The organism is Paenalcaligenes sp. Me131 (assembly GCF_050487225.1).
In the GTDB taxonomy this organism is placed as follows: Bacteria; Pseudomonadota; Gammaproteobacteria; order Burkholderiales; family Burkholderiaceae_B; genus Paenalcaligenes.
Genome location: NZ_JBKQGY010000003.1, coordinates 343,800 through 363,276, shown reverse-complemented (window position 1 = coordinate 363,276; position 19,477 = coordinate 343,800). Strand labels below are relative to the sequence as shown.

The 19,477-nt window shown below is 42.6% G+C and carries 19 protein-coding genes; 8 read left to right on the top strand and 11 right to left on the bottom strand.

Going from position 1 to position 19,477, the window contains the following annotated elements:
* Positions 1–8: 8 nt before the first annotated feature.
* A complete protein-coding gene (locus ACLPHM_RS13380; RefSeq protein WP_430221730.1) occupies positions 9–1,250 on the top strand; it encodes a glycosyltransferase family 4 protein in 1,242 nt (413 codons plus the stop codon).
* Positions 1,251–1,301: 51 nt separating this feature from the next.
* Here the strand turns inward: ACLPHM_RS13380 and wecB are convergent, their stop codons facing one another.
* From wecB to ACLPHM_RS13325, 11 genes are all read right to left on the bottom strand, one after another.
* Positions 1,302–2,384, bottom strand: coding sequence for a non-hydrolyzing UDP-N-acetylglucosamine 2-epimerase (gene wecB, locus ACLPHM_RS13375; protein ID WP_430221729.1), 1,083 nt, complete (start codon positions 2,382–2,384; stop codon positions 1,302–1,304).
* Entirely contained in the window at positions 2,384–3,493 is a 1,110-nt protein-coding gene (locus tag ACLPHM_RS13370) for a glycosyltransferase (RefSeq protein ID WP_430221728.1), read from the bottom strand. The genes wecB and ACLPHM_RS13370 overlap by 1 nt, the downstream gene beginning before the upstream one ends.
* The gene (locus ACLPHM_RS13365) at positions 3,490–4,494 is read right to left on the bottom strand and encodes a glycosyltransferase family protein (RefSeq protein WP_430221727.1); all 1,005 of its coding nucleotides are present in this window, start codon (positions 4,492–4,494) and stop codon (positions 3,490–3,492) included. Before ACLPHM_RS13365 ends, ACLPHM_RS13370 begins: the two co-directional genes overlap by 4 nt.
* The gene (locus ACLPHM_RS13360) at positions 4,484–5,278 is read right to left on the bottom strand and encodes a hypothetical protein (RefSeq protein ID WP_430221726.1); all 795 of its coding nucleotides are present in this window, start codon (positions 5,276–5,278) and stop codon (positions 4,484–4,486) included. The genes ACLPHM_RS13365 and ACLPHM_RS13360 overlap by 11 nt, the downstream gene beginning before the upstream one ends.
* 556 nt (positions 5,279–5,834) lie before the next feature.
* Complete coding sequence (locus tag ACLPHM_RS13355) at positions 5,835–6,959, bottom strand: N-acetyl sugar amidotransferase (protein ID WP_430221725.1); 1,125 nt, start codon at positions 6,957–6,959, stop codon at positions 5,835–5,837.
* Positions 6,960–6,970: 11 nt separating this feature from the next.
* A complete protein-coding gene (locus ACLPHM_RS13350; protein ID WP_430221724.1) occupies positions 6,971–8,182 on the bottom strand; it encodes a lipopolysaccharide biosynthesis protein in 1,212 nt (403 codons plus the stop codon).
* Between the two features lie 132 nt (positions 8,183–8,314).
* Positions 8,315–9,403: a DegT/DnrJ/EryC1/StrS family aminotransferase gene (locus tag ACLPHM_RS13345; RefSeq protein ID WP_430221723.1), complete on the bottom strand. Its 1,089-nt coding sequence runs from the start codon at positions 9,401–9,403 to the stop codon at positions 8,315–8,317.
* Between the two features lie 36 nt (positions 9,404–9,439).
* Positions 9,440–10,021 carry a UDP-2-acetamido-3-amino-2,3-dideoxy-D-glucuronate N-acetyltransferase gene (wbpD, locus tag ACLPHM_RS13340; protein ID WP_430221722.1) on the bottom strand — a complete coding sequence of 194 codons (582 nt, stop codon included), beginning with the start codon at positions 10,019–10,021 and terminating at the stop codon, positions 9,440–9,442.
* Positions 10,018–10,962, bottom strand: coding sequence for a Gfo/Idh/MocA family oxidoreductase (locus ACLPHM_RS13335; RefSeq protein ID WP_430221721.1), 945 nt, complete (start codon positions 10,960–10,962; stop codon positions 10,018–10,020). The genes wbpD and ACLPHM_RS13335 overlap by 4 nt, the downstream gene beginning before the upstream one ends.
* A gap of 28 nt (positions 10,963–10,990) precedes the next feature.
* The gene (gene tviB / locus ACLPHM_RS13330; RefSeq protein WP_430221720.1) at positions 10,991–12,265 is read right to left on the bottom strand and encodes a Vi polysaccharide biosynthesis UDP-N-acetylglucosamine C-6 dehydrogenase TviB; all 1,275 of its coding nucleotides are present in this window, start codon (positions 12,263–12,265) and stop codon (positions 10,991–10,993) included.
* A 22-nt stretch (positions 12,266–12,287) separates the two neighbouring features.
* Positions 12,288–12,644: a MarR family EPS-associated transcriptional regulator gene (locus ACLPHM_RS13325; RefSeq protein ID WP_430221719.1), complete on the bottom strand. Its 357-nt coding sequence runs from the start codon at positions 12,642–12,644 to the stop codon at positions 12,288–12,290.
* 497 nt (positions 12,645–13,141) lie between these two features.
* Here ACLPHM_RS13325 and crcB point away from each other — a divergent pair, with 497 nt between their 5' ends.
* Genes crcB through ACLPHM_RS13290 form a run of 7 tightly spaced genes read left to right on the top strand, consistent with a single transcriptional unit; the run spans position 13,142 to position 19,463 of the window.
* A complete protein-coding gene (gene crcB, locus ACLPHM_RS13320) occupies positions 13,142–13,528 on the top strand; it encodes a fluoride efflux transporter CrcB (protein ID WP_430221718.1) in 387 nt (128 codons plus the stop codon).
* 13 nt (positions 13,529–13,541) lie between these two features.
* Positions 13,542–14,528, top strand: a complete 987-nt coding sequence (locus tag ACLPHM_RS13315) for a 3-oxoacyl-[acyl-carrier-protein] synthase III C-terminal domain-containing protein (protein WP_430221717.1) — start codon at positions 13,542–13,544, stop codon at positions 14,526–14,528.
* A gap of 7 nt (positions 14,529–14,535) precedes the next feature.
* Positions 14,536–15,561: an NAD-dependent epimerase/dehydratase family protein gene (locus ACLPHM_RS13310; RefSeq protein ID WP_430221716.1), complete on the top strand. Its 1,026-nt coding sequence runs from the start codon at positions 14,536–14,538 to the stop codon at positions 15,559–15,561.
* 3 nt (positions 15,562–15,564) lie between these two features.
* Positions 15,565–16,392 carry an MBL fold metallo-hydrolase gene (locus tag ACLPHM_RS13305; protein WP_430221715.1) on the top strand — a complete coding sequence of 276 codons (828 nt, stop codon included), beginning with the start codon at positions 15,565–15,567 and terminating at the stop codon, positions 16,390–16,392.
* On the top strand, positions 16,392–17,714 hold the full coding sequence (locus ACLPHM_RS13300; RefSeq protein ID WP_430221714.1) for a F390 synthetase-related protein: 1,323 nt from the start codon (positions 16,392–16,394) through the stop codon (positions 17,712–17,714). The genes ACLPHM_RS13305 and ACLPHM_RS13300 overlap by 1 nt, the downstream gene beginning before the upstream one ends.
* A gap of 2 nt (positions 17,715–17,716) precedes the next feature.
* Entirely contained in the window at positions 17,717–18,370 is a 654-nt protein-coding gene (locus ACLPHM_RS13295; RefSeq protein ID WP_430221713.1) for a phosphatase PAP2 family protein, read from the top strand.
* Entirely contained in the window at positions 18,357–19,463 is a 1,107-nt protein-coding gene (locus ACLPHM_RS13290; RefSeq protein WP_430221712.1) for a sterol desaturase family protein, read from the top strand. The genes ACLPHM_RS13295 and ACLPHM_RS13290 overlap by 14 nt, the downstream gene beginning before the upstream one ends.
* Positions 19,464–19,477 lie beyond the last annotated feature (14 nt).

Genomic DNA, 19,477 nt, shown 5'->3' with positions numbered 1-19,477 from the left:
TACACACTATGTCTCAGTCAAAATCAGAAACAATTTGGTATATCCATCCCTATGCTGGAGGTCCTGGTGTGGGTAGGTATGATCGGCCATACCATCTTGCCAAGCATTGGAAAGAGAAAAATGTCGATTCCATAATTCTGACTCCTACTTTTCATCATCAGGCATCAAGAAAACGATCTGAGGGTGTCGAGGTTATTGATGGAGTCAAATATCATTTTATATATTCACCTGAATACAAAGGTAATGGTTTAGGTAGAATAATAAATATGTTCTACTTTTCTATACGGTTATGGTGGCTAAATAAAAAGTTAGAAAGATTATATGGAAAACCAGATGCAGTGGTTTTTTCTTCACCGCACCCGTACACTTATTTTTCTGCAAAAAAAATAGCAAAAAAGTATTCTTCCAAGTTGATTTTTGAAGTTCGGGACTTATGGCCACTTAGTCTGACAGAATTAGCAGGAGTGAGGGAAAGCCACCCATTGGTAGTCTTGACAAGTTATATAGAAAAACAAGCATATAAGCACTCTGACTATGTTGTTTCATTGTTGCCCTTAACTAAAGAGTATATGGTTAATAAGGGAATGAAAGAAAGTAAGTGGAGTTATATCCCTAATGGAATCAGCGTAAAAAATCATTTGCTTGTATCAGAGGAAGATACATCTCACACAAGCTTGTTACAGGTAAAAAAATGGAAAGAAGAAGGTAAAAGAGTAATTATTTATGCTGGAGCGTTAGGGATTCCAAATAATTTATCAACACTTTTGAAAGCGCTTCCTCAATTAAACCAAGATTCGTATGGAGTAATTATAATTGGTGGGGGGGTTTTAGAAGAAAAGTTAAAGATAGAATCCACTGGCTTGGGATTAAGCAGTAATGTAAAATTCTTCAGCCAAGTAGAGAAGAAAGTCATAAGTTTACTGCTGGAAAAATGTGATATAGCGTATATATCTTTACTTGAGGAATCTATATTTAGATTTGGCATAAGTCCAAATAAAATATTTGATTATATGTATGCTGGGATACCAATATTATCTGCAATAAATGCAGGTAATGATTTTATTACAGAAGCGTCATGCGGGATCAGCACTTCACCTACAGATCACAAGTCACTTAGCGAGGCAATTACTACCTTGTTGATGAAGTCTGATGCTGAGCTAAAGGCTCTTGGAGAAAATGGAAGAAATTATGTAATAGATTTTCATGATTATGAAAACCTTTCAAATAATTATCTTAAGCTTATTAACTGATCCTGTTGATGGAAAGGCTCACTCAAGACATATTCCGAGTGAGCTTCTTTCTTAAAAGTTTTGGATAATATTTGCGATTCGCTGTGCTGCTTTCCCACCGCCATATAGCTTCTGTTCGTCTATGACAACGCGATTCAAGTTATCAGCAACAGCATGTAGGATTCTTTGGGACTCTGCACCTACTAGTGTATTGGCCCCCACCTCTATTAACTCCACCCATTCTGTTTGATCTCTCATCGTGACGCATGCTTTTCCAAAGAAGAAGGCTTCTTTTTGTACACCACCACTATCAGTTAAGACAAGGCTAGAGTGATTGAGTAGCCAGAGCATTTCAAGATAACCAACGGGATCAATTGTATGTACTTTGAGTTCTATACCTTGCTGTTCTATTAGTTTTCGAGTACGTGGATGCAGAGGGAGGACTACAGGAGCTATCTCGTGGTGTGCTCGGTTAAGAGCATCAATTATGTTTTTTAACCTAGCTGGCGAGTCAGTATTTTCAGCGCGGTGCAGTGTGGTAAGTATAAAGTCTGTTTCTACCGCAAAGTCATCAGGTCTTACTGCTTTATTTGCGAATAAAATAGCAGCATCTTGCATAACATCACCAACTAACTCTATATGCTGAGTCAAACCATTTGCAGCAATAAATGGATATCCCTCTTTTTTTAAATTTTCAGTCGCGCTTACTGTAGGGCAGAATAATATATTACTGACTCTATCAGTCAGAATTCTATTAATCTCTTCGGGCATTTGCATGTTAAAACTGCGTAGCCCAGCTTCTATATGAGCAACGGGAATGTGTAGTTTTGCAGCAGCCAAAGCACCAGCTAAAGTAGAATTAGTATCACCATAAACGACTACACAATCAGGTCGTTCAGTAAGTAGTACTTCCTCAATAGCTGAGAGCATGCGACCAGTCATCTGACCATGGGTTCCGCCATGAATATCTAATAAGTAATTTGGCCGTGGAATCCGTAATTGATCAAAAAAAATTTCGCTCATATTGGCATCAAAGTGTTGGCCAGTGTGCAAAATAATCTCATTTATATTATTAGTTTCAGAAAATGCTCTAGAAACTACACTTGCCTTAATAAATTGTGGTCTAGCACCGATAATAGTAAGAATTTTTCTCATTACTGCTCCGAGTATTTTTCAATTGTATTTTGGTAGGTTTTTTCCATGCTTTCTAAGCAAACATGCCAGCTATAGTTTTCTTGTACATGATTTTTTGCTTTTATACCCATTTTTTGTCGTAGCTCTGGGTTCAGAACTAGTGTCTTTAGGGCTTCAGCTGCTGTTTTTTCGTCCTCACGAGGTACAACTAATCCTGTTTCATTGTTAATCGTTACTTCAGGTAGTCCTCCTACATCAGAGACAACTACAGGACGGCCTGCTGCCCCTGCTTCAATTATGGCAACACCAAAACTTTCACTGTCGAGACGACTCAGAGCAACATAAATGTCCATTTTTTCTAATTCGCTTGGGACATTGGCGTGTGGCACTCGCCCTATAAAATCTACCTGTTTAGTTAACTGTAACTGGTCAACTAATAGTGCCAGTTCTTCTTTTTGTGGACCCCCGCCGACCAATCGCAGGCGTAAAGTCTGGACTAGTTCAGGATGCGAGGAGAGTAGGTCTCGATGTAATAAAGCAAAAGCTCTTATCAACGTATCGATACCGTACTTTTTTGCCATTGTTTTGACTGTACCAATGACTAGTGGACTTGCATTGGTATTTCCTGTTAATGGAATAGATGCATAGGCACTCATGTCTACACCAAATGGCGTCACACTAATTTCTGCAATTTCAGGGGCGATTCTCTTGGTTTGTTTAGCCATGCAATAACTTGTAGAGGCAATAGCATCTGCTGCAAGTAGGTTTTTCCTGACTAAATACCGATGTAAGAAGGATATATAAGGAAAATCATAAATATCACTTCCCCAAACTGACAGCACCCATGGATGGTATCCAACAAGGCGTGCTGTCGTAGCGTAGCCACTTGCGTAGTGAGCATTCACGATATCTGGTTTAACTTTAGAAAGAATCCTCTTGGCTTTAGGCACCATAGTGAAATAGCCTAAGACGCCACGATTTGGAAAGGAGTAAACCTTAACGCCGTCATCAAAAGGGTCATTAGATTGATGCTGACTAATAACATGCACCTCATGACCTGCTGCATTCAATCCATTGGCCCACCGAATGGTATGTATAGATGATGCCGCAGAAAAAAGAACAACTTTCATAGTTTGAGGATTTCCTGATCTAGGGCTTGTGATATTAGCTTGCTTCGCAAAATTTCAGGTTTCTCTGTAGAGTTCTCAAAACTTAGATCTAAACAGGAGTCAAAGTAAGAAGTGAAGTTATTAGGTTCGTCAAAATAATTAATAACTGGAATATCTAAAGCTATATAGTCATAAATTTTAGTGCCTACATCGTACTCAGGATCTCTGATAATAGTTAACCCAAAATCTGAGTTTGAAATGGTCTTGTATAAATTTTTTCTATCCATACGTGGTAAGAAGATAACTTTTGCTCGATTCATAGATATCGTATACAGGTATTTTGATATCCATTCATTCTCTTCAAGACTTGATCCTATGAGTTGAATTGTTATTGTTTGTTGTGGGTATCTATTTATTATGACATTTAGTAGTTTTTTTACCTTTTCTTTACCGTATTCTGAAAATTTACCTGCGCATGTGAATGTTAGAGATTTGTTTTTTGTTTCTTTATTTTTGTTTTTTTCTTCATTAATTAAAGATGATAACTTATGATCGTCATCCAATATTCCATTTGGTATCAGAGTTATTTTTCTTTTTGATAAGTTTTCTAAATGTAATTTTAGTCCTAAAGTACAAGTAATTGCTATTTTAGATCTTCTGATAATTATTTTTTCAATTATTTTTGTGATCTTCGCCTTAAAAGGTTTTCTTTCTGTTGTTCCACCATACCCGGTTGCTTGAGCTATAGACCATCCATCCCTGATGTCTAATATAACTTTGACTCCTGGTATAAAGAAATAAAGAAAACCTCGGAATGAAGGCATGGAAATAAATATAAGGTCCTTTTTGTCTTTTTTTATTTTAAGGATTGTATTTATAGTGGTGAGAAAGTTTTTTGGTTTGTTAATAAATTCTACTGAATAGTCATTCTTATTAAAATAATCCTTAAAGGCAAGCATTCTAGAAACTACAGGCAGGCCTTCATTGCCATGCTCAAAAATAAAGGATATTTTATTTTTCATTTTTAAGCCTTTTTATATTAATAGAAAGTAATAATATTATAAAAAATGGAAATATATTATATGCTAATCCTATTGGCCAAACAAAACCAAAGAAACTTGATGCAACATAGTCATGGGAGAAATATAAACCATATACTCCAACAAAAATTATAGATAAGACAGGTGATTTTTTTGTGGATTCAAAAAAAGAATAAAAAATTGAAACTAGAATCCCACTAAGGAGAATACCAAATAAACCAAACAATCCATATGCTTCCCCAGTCACAAAAGACGAGAGAGAGCCAGATGTATCAGCGGATTCAGGCACATAGTATTTAATCAGGTCAGAGTATGGACTCGAGAATTTTTCTCCGAATATTTCCGCCCATAAACTAGAAACTCCGGACATTCCTTTTATATCATGCAAATTAAAATAATGATAAGCCATAACACTACCGACTGATTGAGTATTGATTCTATGTATTAAAATATCTCTAAGGTAGTAATAATCAATAATTCTATCGCCATATGTTATTAGATACATTGTAGAAACTATGGCTATAGATAATATGAAAAAGGCAGGTAGTAAATATTTTTTTAACCTTCTTCCAGAATAAATATAGATTCCTAGAAACCCTAAAAAGTAGAAAAATATAACGGCTTTTTCTAGAAAAAAGATTGAGGCTAATATTCCTGCTAATAAAGTTACTGAAAAAGCGAATTTATGAAAAAATTTGAATAAATTATGATGAGACAAATATAAGAAGAAGAATAGATAACCAAGCATTGGTATCCAGGATTTCATGAAAATTTTATTCAAGGCTAACCAGCCCCCACCTTGTGTTAAAAAGTGCCTTGTTTCAGCAACTTCTGATGGTTGGCTGTTATAAAGTATGAAGAATAATCCTGTCCTATATTTATGAGAGAATGTTATAACTAATATAAAGGAAATTAAACCTAATATAGATATTAGAAAAATTAATCTTTTATGGTTTATGTCGGCAACAATTCTCTTGGCTAATCCATTGAAGATTGGATAGAATATAGAATAAGACGTGATAAATAAAAAAATGAATACCGTGGCTGATATGGCTGCATAAATAAAATAGATATCCGAATCTAGCTGGCCTAATATGTAATGTTCTTTGTATGACCCTGTGTAATAGTAGTAAAGATAAGGGATCATTGTTAGAAATAAAAAATCCCTATAGAAGACCATGCCTTTGAGGTCAGGTGAACAAAGAAAAGAGTCGGTTTTTTTCTTGCATAAATAGTATGTGAGAAACGAGAAAGATATGAGTATTAGGATAAGCATATGTTTTAAATTCGATTGTTTCTCTTTTTTTGAAATTTAGAAATTTCTATTTTTTTATTTTTTTGAAAAAAGTGTATAGATAAGGGTGTATTTTTAGGTAATTTGATACGGGATAGTCTGTGTGCTGTTTTGATTCTGAGTTGATTATGGTATCTAATTCTTCTCTTGACATGTTTAATCTTTTAAGTACTGCAGATATGGTATTCTCCATATCTTCATCTTCATAAAGATCTATTGCATATTGTTTTAATGCATCCTCTCTTGTGATTTGTCCTGAAACAATCATGCTTGAAAGGTGAGATGTTCTTTTGTCAACATTAAATTTCTTGTAGAACCAATATTGCTGGATAAATTTTGTTAACTCATTTTCCAAATGCTTGCTGCCATAGTATTCAAACCCACAATAGTCAATTAAACTCTGCATTGCACTATTTTTATTATAATCTATTAGATCTAATGGTCTGATGGTTTTTATGTTTAGTAAATAAGAGTTTAGGTCTCGTGAAAAAGACGATATTAATGGAAGCTTGTCGATTTTTGCATGGCCAAATTTATTATTTATAGCCTTAAGATTGGTAAGATCATATGCTGTATGAGTATTTCCTCTTTGAAGAATGCATTCTAATGCGTAGTTTGCACCAGAGAGAAAAGTGTTTATCTTACTTTCCTTCATAAATTTATAAATGCAGGCAAATAGAACATTGTCTTGCGGAGCCGCAAGATTGGGAACACCTGCACGTATATAAGCTTTGATTAGCTCATTATATTGGTAAGGATCGGGTTTGATTATGTGTAAGTCAAAATTTGGAAATTGACCAATCCTATCAATATTACGTTCTGAAATCTCTGTATTAAATCCATCATCTACATGAACTGCAAGAATTCGTAGATTCCATTTTACGGAACCTAGATATGCTAAATATGAAGAGTCTAAGCCACCAGAGATTCCCATAATGCAATCATATTTATTATCTTTATTTTTTGTTTTAAGTGCAGATAATAATTTTTCTAATTTTTCTTGACCTATGGAATTGGGAAAGTATACTTTATTCTTAAGTTCTAAAGCGGTTGTACAATAATTGCAACAACCGCTATCATCAAACGTAATAGTGTTGTCTGACTGGTTGTCCATTATGCAGCGTGTGCATTGTTTATAAGAGTCTGGTTTCATGGGAGGCCTTTTTAATTCTTCAGTAATTTCAGGACAATGAAGAAATATAGTAAATAAAAAACAAATCCAGAAACGGCATAAAATTCCGGGATTAGTGATTTATTATAAATAACAGCTATAAATACAAACCCAACCCTAAGCACTAGCCCACCAATTTGTAAAAGCAAAGCGGCTAGCTGATTGTTAGTGATATAGAGTGAAGTAGAAACGGGGGATGTGATGAACTGCATGAAGAACCATGGAGTCATCCAGGTAATCAAAATACCCGTTTTGACCCATTCATTACCTAGAATTATTGGGGTGGCAAAGGGGGAGAATATAGCTAATAGTAATAGTGGTGGAGCAGAGATCTTTGCTAAATTTAGCATTGTTCTCTTAGTGAATTTTTCTAACTCCCCTTTATGGTATCTGTCTGAGCCCTCAGCTAGGTAAACCTGAGAAACTGAACGGCCTATCAAACTCATAGGAATGGAGAGAAGTTGGATAGCTATCATTAGATAGCCAACCTCAGGCCCTGCCGCATAGTAGGCAATAAGAATGATGGGGACTTGTATTCCCGCAGTGTTCGAGAAACTTTCTAACGTAACCAGTTTAGGAAATTTTGCATATCGTTTTGCAGCAAGCCTAAGATGCTTAAACTTTAAATTTTTGAAAATAGTCCAATCATTCTTGTATAGTGAATGACCTAGGCTCAAGAAACCAGATCCTTGTGAAATGAGCTGGCCTAGTATGAGGCCTGCTGTCCAACCATTCATAAGAAAACCGCATCCGAGCTTGATTGTCGTGCCTATTATTGATTGTGTAACACGTGTTTTTGCAATAAGTTTGATTTTCCTTTTTCGAGTAGACCAGTATTGTAAAGAGTTATAAATGCCAATACAGAATATACCGATTGGAAGTAGCCATAGGTAATCATGGATTTTATGATCAGTTAATGAGTTGATTGCTTCTGGTAAAACCCACACGAAAACTGAGCTTAATATGGTAAATAGTAAAACACTTATTACAGAAATAGAGCACAATGCAGCGGCTATCCGATCAGACTGAGGAAGAGGAATAGCATACTCAAAGCACATCCCTGCTATAACAGTTAGCAGAGATAGTGCTGAAACATACACAGCTAGGATTGCAAACGATTCAGGGCCATAAATACGGGTTAATACAGGCAAAGAGAGAACAGTGATAAGTTGACCTATCGCAGTACCACTGACGAGTAAACTCACTTGTCTGAAAAACTGGTTTCCTAGAATTCTTTCTCGGATGCTTTTTATCAATCTTTAATTTCTCAAATCTAATCTTGAAAATTTGTATGCATGAAACTCAATAAGCTATAAATATAAGAAATATTTACTGGTTTATTCCAAAGCATTCACTATTGCATCTGTTACCACTCTTATTGACTCATCATCCATGTAAGGATGCATGGGGAGGCTAATAACCCGTTCTGCAATGCTATCGCCTACTGGCAAGTGGATAGTAGTATCAGCAACAGCTGGCTGCTTATTTAAAGGAATAGGGTAATGAACCGCCGTTGGGATATTTTGTTGCTGTAGTTGTGCTTGTACGTGATCACGTCTATCTATCTGGATGGTGTACTGAGCCCAGGCACTGGTGTTATAGCTTTCAATGAACGGTGTGGTTGTAATACCAGCTTGCTTAAATAGTGAGGAGTAGCGCTTAGCTACCTTGTCTCTTAAGCTCATTTCTTCATCTAGAATGTCTAGCTTGGGCAGCATAATGGCTGCCTGGATCGTGTCTAGACGGCTATTAATGCCTATGCGTACGTGATGGTAGCGTCTATCTTGGCCGTGCCTAGCAACCTGGCGGATAATTTTGGCCAGTTCATCATCATTGGTGAAAATAGCGCCGCCATCACCATAACAACCCAGTGGTTTGCTTGGGAAAAAACTAGTGCAAGAAATGGTGCTCAAATTTCCAGATTTCTTACCTTTATAGGTGGCCCCAAAACTTTGTGCTGCATCCTCAATAACCGGAATTTTGTGTTTGGCAGCGATGGCATTAATAGCATCAAAGTCGGCACACTGCCCGTAGAGAGAAACCGGGATGATGGCTTTAGTGCGAGGGCTAATGGCTGCTTCTAGCTTAGTTGGGTCTAGATTGTAAGTCTGTGGGTCTACATCTACGTAAATAGGCTTAGCCCCTAGTAGAGCAACGGTTTCAGCGGTGGCGATATAGGTAAAACCGGGGGTGATAACCTCATCGTTTGGTCCTACGCCTAGAGCCATTAACGCAATTTGTAGCGCATCCGTACCGTTGGCACACGTAATGCAGTATTTTGAACCTGTATAAGCTACTAGTTTTTCTTCAAACTCTTGAACTTCTGGGCCAAGAATGTACTTGCCGTGCGCTAAGACGCGCTGTATGCCAGCATCAATTTTGTCTTTAATACGGGCTTGTTGAGCTGCCAAGTCAATAAATTGCATTTTGATAGACCAGTTTAGTATTGTATAAATAGCTGCTTAGGAGTTGATAACGTGAAGGACTTGGCCTTGCAGGGAATAGCGTGCACCGGTGTATTGGCAGATAGCTTCTGCTTCGCCACTTAAAGGCAAGTCTAGTTGTTCTCCAAATCGACTCATCCAACCAATTTGTTTAGCTGGTACGCCAACCATCAGCGCATAAGCAGGAACATTCTTGTTGACTACGGCGCCTGCCCCAATAAATGCAAATTCGCCTATAGTGACACCACATACTATGGTGCAGTTTGCGCCTAGCGTAGCCCCTTTCTTGACATGTGTGTCACGGTATTGATCTTTGCGCTCAATGAGGGAACGAGGGTTATACACATTGGTAAATACCATGCTTGGGCCGCAGAAAACCCCTTCCTCTAGATGGACGTTATCATAAACAGAAACGTTATTCTGTATTTTGCATTGGTCGCCAATCGTGACCTTGTTGCCTACAAAAACGTTCTGTCCTAAGGAGACGCCTTTACCTATACGAGCTCCTCCGCATACGTGCACAAAATGCCATACGCGTGAGCCTTCTCCTATTTGTGCGCCATCATCGACGATGGCGCTTTCGTGTTGGTAATAGCTCATTTTGCAAGAAATGGATGGTAGTCACCAGATAATGCAGTCAGTTGTGCATTACGGATATGTGCAACGGTACTGATAGCGACACGATTTTCTTCTAAGCCAAAGCCACGGCCAGCTAGGATCTCTTCATAGCTGCGAGTGTGTAGATCGGTAAAGCCGCCTGAGAACTCAATTTCTTCCCCATCTACGGTAATAGAACGGAAAGTACGTTGCCCTGCCTCACGTTGAGCTTGTGGAACATCTTCAACATCTACAGATAGGAACCAACGAACGCGAGCTTTTTCATACTCTAAATAACCAGCAGCTTTTGTATCGTCAGATCGGTGGACAATGTTGTCTTGTAGTTCGCCGAAGATGAAATGAAGCATGTCGAAGAAATGAACACCAATATTTGTAGCAATACCACCTGATTTTTTTACATCACCCTTCCATGACTGTAGATACCAGTGACCGCGAGAGGTAATGTATGTGAGGTCTACTTCGTGTTTGGTGTTTTTATCTAGTTTTTGGACTTTTTCTTTTAGTGCAATGATAGCGGGGTGAACACGTAATTGCAGAATTGTGTTTACTTTTTTACCTGTGTCTTTTTCAATCTCTTGCAAACCATCGATGTTCCAAGGATTTAGTACTAAAGGTTTTTCGCAAATAGCATCCGCACCTGAACGTAGCGCAAAGCGCATATGAGAATCATGTAGGTAGTTAGGGGAGCAGATAGCGATGTAATCGATTTTTCGGGTATCGCTAGAACGATTCAGTTTGTCGACATGACGGTCAAAACGTTCAAATTCAGTAAAAAAATTAGCCTCTGGAAAGTGGCTATCAATAATACCAACAGAATCATTTGGATCTAGCGCAGCAACTAGAAGATTACCGGTGTCTTTAATTGCTTTCATATGGCGTGGAGCAATGTAACCAGCGGCCCCTATCATGGCAAAATTTTTCATGCTTTACTCAATCTAGTGAAAAAATTAATTACAAACGTATTTCAACTTCATCGGGTTCAAACAAGGATTTAAGGTCATAAATCACATGTTCAGTTTTCCCAAAACGGCGTATGGCCTGAATTCCTAAATCTTTAAACTGTTGGTGAGCTACCGCTAAAACGATAGCATCATAGTTCTTCTCTACCATGTTTTGAGTAGGACGAATACCATATTCTGCTTCTGCTTCGTCTGCATCTGCCCATGGGTCGCATACATCCACTGTGACACCATAGCCTTGTAGTTCTTTGTAAATATCAATAATGCGCGTGTTGCGAAGATCAGGACAGTTTTCTTTGAATGTCAGCCCCATTATTAGTACTCGTGCGCCATCCACTTGGATGCGGCGTTTGACCATGTTTTTGACTAGTTGGGATGCTACATAGGCTCCCATGCCATCGTTCAACCGTCGGCCTGCCAAAATAATCTCAGGGTGATAGCCTATGGCTTGAGCTTTATGTGTTAAATAATAAGGATCTACACCTATGCAGTGGCCGCCTACGAGCCCAGGTTTGAATGGTAGAAAATTCCATTTAGTACCAGCAGCCTCTAGTACAGCTTGTGTATCTATATCTAATTTATTAAAAATAATGGCTAGCTCATTGATCAATGCAATATTGACATCACGCTGAGTGTTTTCAATGACCTTGGCTGCTTCAGCTACACGTATGCTAGGTGCTTTATGGGTACCCGCAACAATGATTTCCTGATAAAGAGAATCAACAACATCAGCTATTTCAGGCGAGGAGCCTGAGGTGACTTTTTTTATGGTGCTGACGCGATGCTCTTTGTCGCCGGGATTAATGCGTTCGGGGCTATATCCAGCATGGAAGTCAGTTTGGTATTTCAGACCAGAAATACGTTCTAGTACGGGAATGCATTCTTCTTCGGTTGCGCCAGGATAGACCGTAGACTCATAGATAACAATATCCCCTTTTTTTAGAACTTTCCCTATTGTTTCACTGGCTTTTATTAGGGGGGTTAAATCAGGTTGCTTGTGTTCGTTGATGGGCGTAGGAACAGTTACGATATAGACGTTAGCTTGTGCTAGCTGCATCAGGTCATCTGTATACTGCAGTCCTGTTGCTTGTTTTAGTTCGCTGTTAGTGAGTTCTAGAGTATGATCAGAGCCGTTCTTTAGTTCTTCAATTCGCTTCCTGTTGATATCAAAGCCTAAAACATTACGTTTCTTGCCAAATTCTACAGCCAAAGGGAGGCCAACATAGCCAAGGCCGATAACGGCTAAAGAAATTTCTTCTGCTCTCATGGTTTTTTATAAAGGTAATGTTTTATTTATTAAGTGGGATTTTTTCTAAATCTGCTTGTAAGGATTCTATTTCCGCTTTTAAAGTTTCATATTCGTTCATTTTTCTTTTTAGGAATTTTATGGTTAGCTCTGTTCTTTCGCTTATTCCTATTGGCGTCAGTAAATAAGCATAAACTAGTTTGTTTTTGTTGTTTCGGAAATTGTTGATTTTTACTAAACCTTTATCTACTAAGGCTTTAATACAGTAATTTGTTTTACCTACGCTAATGCCCAGGGCGTCTGCTAGCTCACGTTGGCTGAGAGTTGGGTTTTTTTCGAGTAAACGCAGTACCTTGAGGTGACTTTCTTCTTGGACTGCAGAGTTTTCAGTATTGAGCATGGTGCAAGGGCCTATGTGGTCCGATCTGCGTTCAAGTATTGAACGAACTATATCACGCACATTTGTGTCTTGGAATATTTCATTAAGAATTCTTTAGTGAAAGTGTCCAAGTGTGTGGGAGTGAGCTGGTTGTTATTGAATCGATACTACCTACATTTTTGATTCTCAAGAGCTGTATCTCTCGTACCCTACTTCACCACCAACATTCATACCATAGGGCTCTCATACACAGCCAGCCACTCGCATAAACATTCGCTGTGGGGATCTAATCCCTTCGTTTTTGTAAGGCTAGCGTATGGTTTGTAATGCGAAAGAAGGGTATTGAACAATAGGCTCAACCACATTGGGAAAACCATAGTCATACCGAATCGTCATGTCGCAATAGCCTTGCCCCTCAACATAACAAAAATAGGAAAAAGTGCGGGATGGCTGCTTTTCTGGTGCTACGATAAGATTTTTGTCAGATGACGGTAATGTGCCGTTATGGAGAAAGTTCTATGTGGAAGGCCATAGCTGCAGTAGCCATTGGGGCAGGTTGTGGCGGCGTTTTACGGTGGATGTTTAGCCTACGGTTAAATGCCTTATGGCCCAATATGCCATTAGGAACCTTAGTCTCCAATTTACTGGCAGGCTATATCGTGGGTGTAGCGGTGGCATGTTTTGCGCAGATGCCAAATTTATCCCCAGAGTGGCGGTTGGTCCTCATCACCGGTTTTTGTGGTGGGCTGTCTACTTTTTCTACGTTTTCCATCGAGGTTGTCACAGCCTTAGAGCGCGGTGCGTATAGCTGGGCGTTAGGGATGGTGACGGTGCACGTTTTGGGCTCTCTGCTGATGACTATCGCCGGGTTGGCGACGGTATGGTGGTTGAAGTCAGTTTGGTAAAGGATATATAAGCATGGGGCTGGTCCCTCTAGAAATCAGCGCCATGGGCAAAGCGCTACCCTCAGAGCCGGTGTTGTCATCGGATCTGGATTCTCAATTAGGCAAACCGACTGGATACGTGCAAAAACGTTCTGGTATTGTGTCCCGTTCGTTGGCGGATGCCTCGGTATTACAGGCGGATCTGGCTGCTCAGGCGCTGCATAATGCCTTAGAGAAAGCTGGTTGGAACATCAGTGAGGTGGACTTGCTGATCAGCGCATCCGCCATTCCCGTACAAGCTTTACCTTGCACGGCCACACACATACTACGTGCGGCACAAGCGCCAGATGGTATGCCAGGTTTTGATGTGAACCTGAGTTGCGGCAGTTTTGTGGCCGCGTTAGAGGTGGCTAGCGGTTTGCTGCAAGTGGGTCGTTACCGACGTATCGCCATTGTGAGTGCTGAGCTGGCCTCGCGCGGCCTGAATTGGGATGACGAGGAATCCTCATACTTGTTTGCGGATGGCGCAGCCTGTGCATTGGTGCAAAAAGGCGATGGTAGCCAAGGTATTCTTGCGACGCGTCTGGAAAACCATATCTTGGAAGGTGATTTTTGTGAAATCCGTGCAGGCGGCACACGCGCTAATCAGCGGGCCGGTATGCAGGAGCATGATTTTTATTTCAAGATGCAGGGGCGCAAGGTGTTTAAGATTGCCTCGCGTTTTATAGATGGCTACCAAGAGGCGTTACTGCAGCAAGCAGGTTTGGGCTTGGATAAGGTGGATTTAGTGATTCCGCACCAAGCTAGCCATTTAGCGATGCAGCATATTCATAAGCAGCTAGGCATTCCTACGCATAAGTTGATGGATATTTATGCGACGCATGGCAATCAGGTGGCCGCTTCTGTACCCACGGCGTTGTACGAGGCTTTTCGTCAGCAGCGCTGTAAGGCGGGTGATGTGGTGATGTTGATTGCGACGGCAGCCAGTGTGTCGTTTGCTGGCATGATTTTGCAACTGTGAACCGTTGATGACGCAACCTTCTTTATTTCCTATTGTATTGGTGACGGGCGCTACCAGTGGTTTGGGGCGAAATGCCGCATTGTGGTTGCAGCAGGCCGGATATACGGTCATAGGTTTAGGTAGAGACCAGCAAGCAGGTGCGGAGCTGGCCAAACAGGGTGTGAAGTTTGTGGCGTGTGACTTATCCACAGCGGAACCGGCAGCCTTACAAGCCTTAGTGCATCAGGTGGATTGGGTATGGCATTGTGCGGCGTTGTCTGCGCCGTGGGGCGATAAGCAAGCGTTTATGGCTGCCAATGTGGTGGCTACCCAGAAGTTAGCGCAGGCAGCGGGGCAAGCTGGGGTACAGCGTTTTGTGCATATCTCTACCCCATCCTTGTATTTCGACTTCCAAAATAGGCAGCAAATTCCAGAAAGCTTTGTAGCGCGCACGTTTGCGAATATGTATGCGCAGACCAAATTTATCGCTGAGGGCTGTATACAGCAGGCGCAGCAGCAGTATCCGAAAACGCGTTTTACGATGCTGCGTCCACGCGGTATTTTTGGGCCCTACGATAGGGTGATTGTGCCGCGTTTACAAGAACAGCTAGCGCGCTTTGATGGGGTGCTGAAACTACCGCGTGGCGGCGAAGCCTACGTGGATCTGACCTTTGCGCTGAATGTAGTGCATGCCATGCAGTTGGCCAGTACCCAGCCTAACTTGCCACCTGCGGCGGTGTACAACATTAGTAATCAAGAACCTATGGTGCTGCGTGACGTGATTGATACCTTGTTCAGGCAAGAACTGGGGCACGATATACGCATTCAGGCGGTGCCGTATCATGTGCTGTATGCGGTGGCTACGGGTATGGAAGCGGTAGCCAAGATCACGGGTAAAGAGCCTATGTTGACACGTTATAGTGTGGGGGCTCTCAGCTTTGATATGACCTTATGCCCGCGTAACGCACAGCAAGAGTTGGGCTATTACCCGTTGTATTCCATGCAGCAAAGTATTGCGTTGACAGCGCAATGGCTGCAACAGCAGCAAAGGTAACTCATGGCTATCTTGCATACGTATGAAGTGGGCTATTGCATGCACCCAGCCTGCGTAGCGTTGAAAGGTAGCGGTTTTAAGCTATGCCGTTTTCCTGCACGTGCCTATGTTATTGAGGTAGGGCGTGAACTATGGGTATGGGATACCGGTTATGCCAGCCATTTTCATACGCGTACAGCGAAAGGGATATATCGCTTATATCCAGCGGTTACTCCTGTGCACTTCCAAAATGAGGAAGCGCTGATTTTGCAGTTAGCTCAGCAAGGTATAACGGGCAAGGATATACGGGGTATGGTGCTGTCGCATTTTCATGGTGACCATATTGCCGGGCTACGAGATTTCCCCGGTGTAGAAATGTATGCCAGTAAGCCGGGCTGGGAGTATCACAAAACCTTGAAAGGCTTACGCGCCGTGCGCAAAGGCTTTGTACCAGGGCTTATTCCCGATGATTTTGAGTCACGCATACAGTTTGTGGAGCAGTGGGAGTCATGTGCGCTGCCACCTGAGTTGGCTCCGTTTGAGTCTGGCTGGGCACTGCCTGATAGTGATGGCGAGGTGTTTGTGGTGTCGTTGCCAGGGCATGCACGAGGGCATATAGGTGCTTTTATCCATACCGAAACAGGGTGGGTGTTATTGGCTGCAGATGCGGCATGGGCACCAGAAAATTACACCGAACTGCGCCAACCAGCGTGGATTGCTCGTTTGATCATGGATGATGCCAGCCAAATGCTGCAAACCTTGCAGAAGCTGCATGCGTTGCATCAGCGTGGCGTGGTAAAGATTTTATTGGCGCATGAGGGCGGTATTCCCTCTACGGTGGAGCCTACCTAATGGTGCAAGGCTTACAAACAGTGTGGCAGTACGCGAAGGCCAAGCGCTTGCAGCAGCGTGTACGGCGTTGGTCACGCGAACAACTGGAACAGTACCAGCAGCAGCAATTTCAGCGGTTTATGCAGCGAGTTCTAGTAAAAAGTCCGTACTTTAGTGCGTATGTAGGGCAGCCTTTATCGGCATGGCCGTTGATGAATAAAGCCAGCATGATGGCGCAATTCGATCAGATGAATACGGCGGGGCTAAGCAGGGATGTTCTGTTGGAAAACGCTTTGCAGGCCGAGCGCAGCCGTGATTTTTCTCAACTGGTGTCGAAGTACAGTGTGGGGTTGTCGTCTGGCACGTCGGGGACTCGTGGGCTGTTTGTGACTAGCCCTGCCGAGCGCGCTTTATGGTCAGCGACGATTCTGTCCAAGTTATTGCCTAAAGGTTTGTTCGCAGGTGAGCGCGTCGCCTTATTTTTACGTGCCGACAATGCGTTATACCAAAACGTTAACAGCCGTTTTCTGAGCTTTAGATTTTTCGATCTGTTGGCTAATTTTGATGAGCAGTGTGCGGCTTTACAGCAGTATCAGCCCACAATTCTGGTGGCTCCTGCCCAAGTGTTGGTGGCCTTGGCACAGAAGTGTCAGGATCGCAGCCTAACGATCAGCCCCGCACGCGTGATCTCCGCTGCCGAGGTGCTAAGCCCGCAAGATAAAAAGGTCTTGCAACAGCAGTTTGGGGATGTGGCCGAGGTGTATCAGGCTACCGAGGGTTTTCTGGGCTCTACGTGTGAGTTGGGGGCCATGCACCTAAATGAGGAATCGTTGGTGGTGGAAACAGAGTGGCTGGATCAGACCCGTTTTGTCCCCATCATTACTGATTTCCGCCGTTCTACACAGCCCGTTGTGCGCTACCGATTAGATGATGTGTTGCATGACGGGGGTTGTGCGTGCCCGTGCGGTAGGCCCACAAGAGTGGTGAGCCATATAGAGGGTAGAGCTGACGATCAACTGCGTTTACCGGGAGTGGGGCAGCCGTGGGTGACGATTTTTGCTGATGCATGCAATAGGGTGCTCGCCACGGTTTTACCGTGGGATGTCGATTACTGTTTAGCGCATACGGTGGCGGATGACACTGAGACCGTTTTGCTACGTTTGCAGGCTCCCTTATCAATCGCCCAACAGCAGCAGGTGCAGCAGGCGTTATGGCAATGGTTTGCGACACAGCAGGTCGATGTACAAAAACTGCGTTGGGAAGGGGTATCACAGGCTGTGGTACGTGATTTCTTACGTAAAAAACGGCGTATCGTCCGTATCAACGATGCAAAAAGGCCTTAACCATGTCGACTAGTAGTGCAAAATCTTTACCAGAATCGTGTTGGCAGTCGTTAGCCTATAGATTGTGGTGGATGGCATGGGGCTGGGGGACGGTAGGCGTGATTTATAGCCTGACGGACTACTGGCAAGGTGCAGGCCATGTGGTACCTGAAACTTGGTTGGATCAGGCTATTTCTTATGACCAAAGTGCGATTGTGGGGTACTTATCGTTCTTTGTATTGATACCTGCGGCCTACTTGTTTGCCGAGCTGCCCAGAGTACGGATGTTGGCACGACAAATGCAGTGGGGGGCATTGTTCTGTGGCGCAGTGTATTTACTGTATCCCACGACGATGGTGTATCCACCTGTAGAGTTGGAAACGTGGACAGGGCCGTGGGTGGCAGGGTTGTTACATATAGATTCCAGTCAAAACTGTGTGCCTTCACTGCATATCTTGTTATCGTTATTAGCGGTGCATGCCGTATGGCAAGGCAAGTGTTGGTGGGTGAAAATCGGGTATGTCGGTTGGTTGGTATGGATTAGTTATACCGTGCTGCAATTAAAACGGCACTTGCTCATCGATGTGATGGCGGCTGTGGTGGTAGCGGTTGTAGTGATTGTCTTAAGTGCGTATTGGCGGGCAAATAGAGCAGGGGTGCAGGGTGACGCAGATTAATCTGATGGTTTTCCCTCTGGCGTTTATGCTGTTTTTTATTGTGGCCGAGATGTTCGTGCTGCAATGGCAGGGTAGAGGATCAGAGTTCAGCTGGAAAGACACTATTTTGAACCTGAATTCCGGGCATGTGGTGTTGTGGCTGTTTAGAGGCTTTGAGGTCTTTGTGTTCGGGTGGGTGGCCAGTCACTGGAGCCTGGATGTGATCTCGCGCTGGCCTTTCGTGTGGCAGTGGGTGTTTGGTTTCATCGTGTGGGATCTGTGCTTTTATGTACTGCATTACACCCACCACAAAATCGGTTTGTTATGGGCCATTCACGAGGTGCACCACGAAGGGCGCTTCTTTAATGTGTCGTTGGGCGCACGTAACTCCTGGTATTCATCATTAAGCTCTATCCCTTTCTTTGTGTGGATGGCCTTTTTAGGACTGCCCGTAGAGATTTTCTTGGTGGTTTCTACCATTCATTATGGCGTACAGCTGTTTAACCATAATGCCGTGACGCCTCGATTACGATGGCTGGAATCCTTTATGGTCACACCTAATCATCATCGTGTGCATCATGGTGACCATCCGGTGTATCACGACACCAATTTTGGTGGCACGTTTCTGATCTGGGACAAGTTATTCGGCACCTATAAAACAGAGCAGCCTGAACACCCTTTGTGTTATGGGGTGACAGGGCACGATGCATCGACGAACCCCCTGCATACCAACCATGACCCGCTACGTAGGTGGCTACGTAAGCCGTTGCTAACACGCGCGGCGATTACAGCGCAATGGCCAGCATGGGTGATTGCGACGGCTGGTGTAGGTTTATTTGTGGTGGTGTTGCTGTACGTGGCGGGGGATGGGTATTGGGAAGTGTGGCAGCAATATTCTATTTTCACGTTATTGGTGCTGGGTACGGTCGCTATTGGGGGGTTATCTGAGGGTAGAAACTGGGCGCGCTGGGGCTGGATTGCGGTAGTAATGGGCCTCGCCGTGTGGGTGATAGGGGTGCTGGCATGGCATCAGTGGTACTGGTGGTTGTGCTTGGGGGCGTTGGGCATACATGCCTTGTGGGTGGCACTGCACCGCCCGTCGCCCGTGGCCTAAATCAGTAGTAGCGG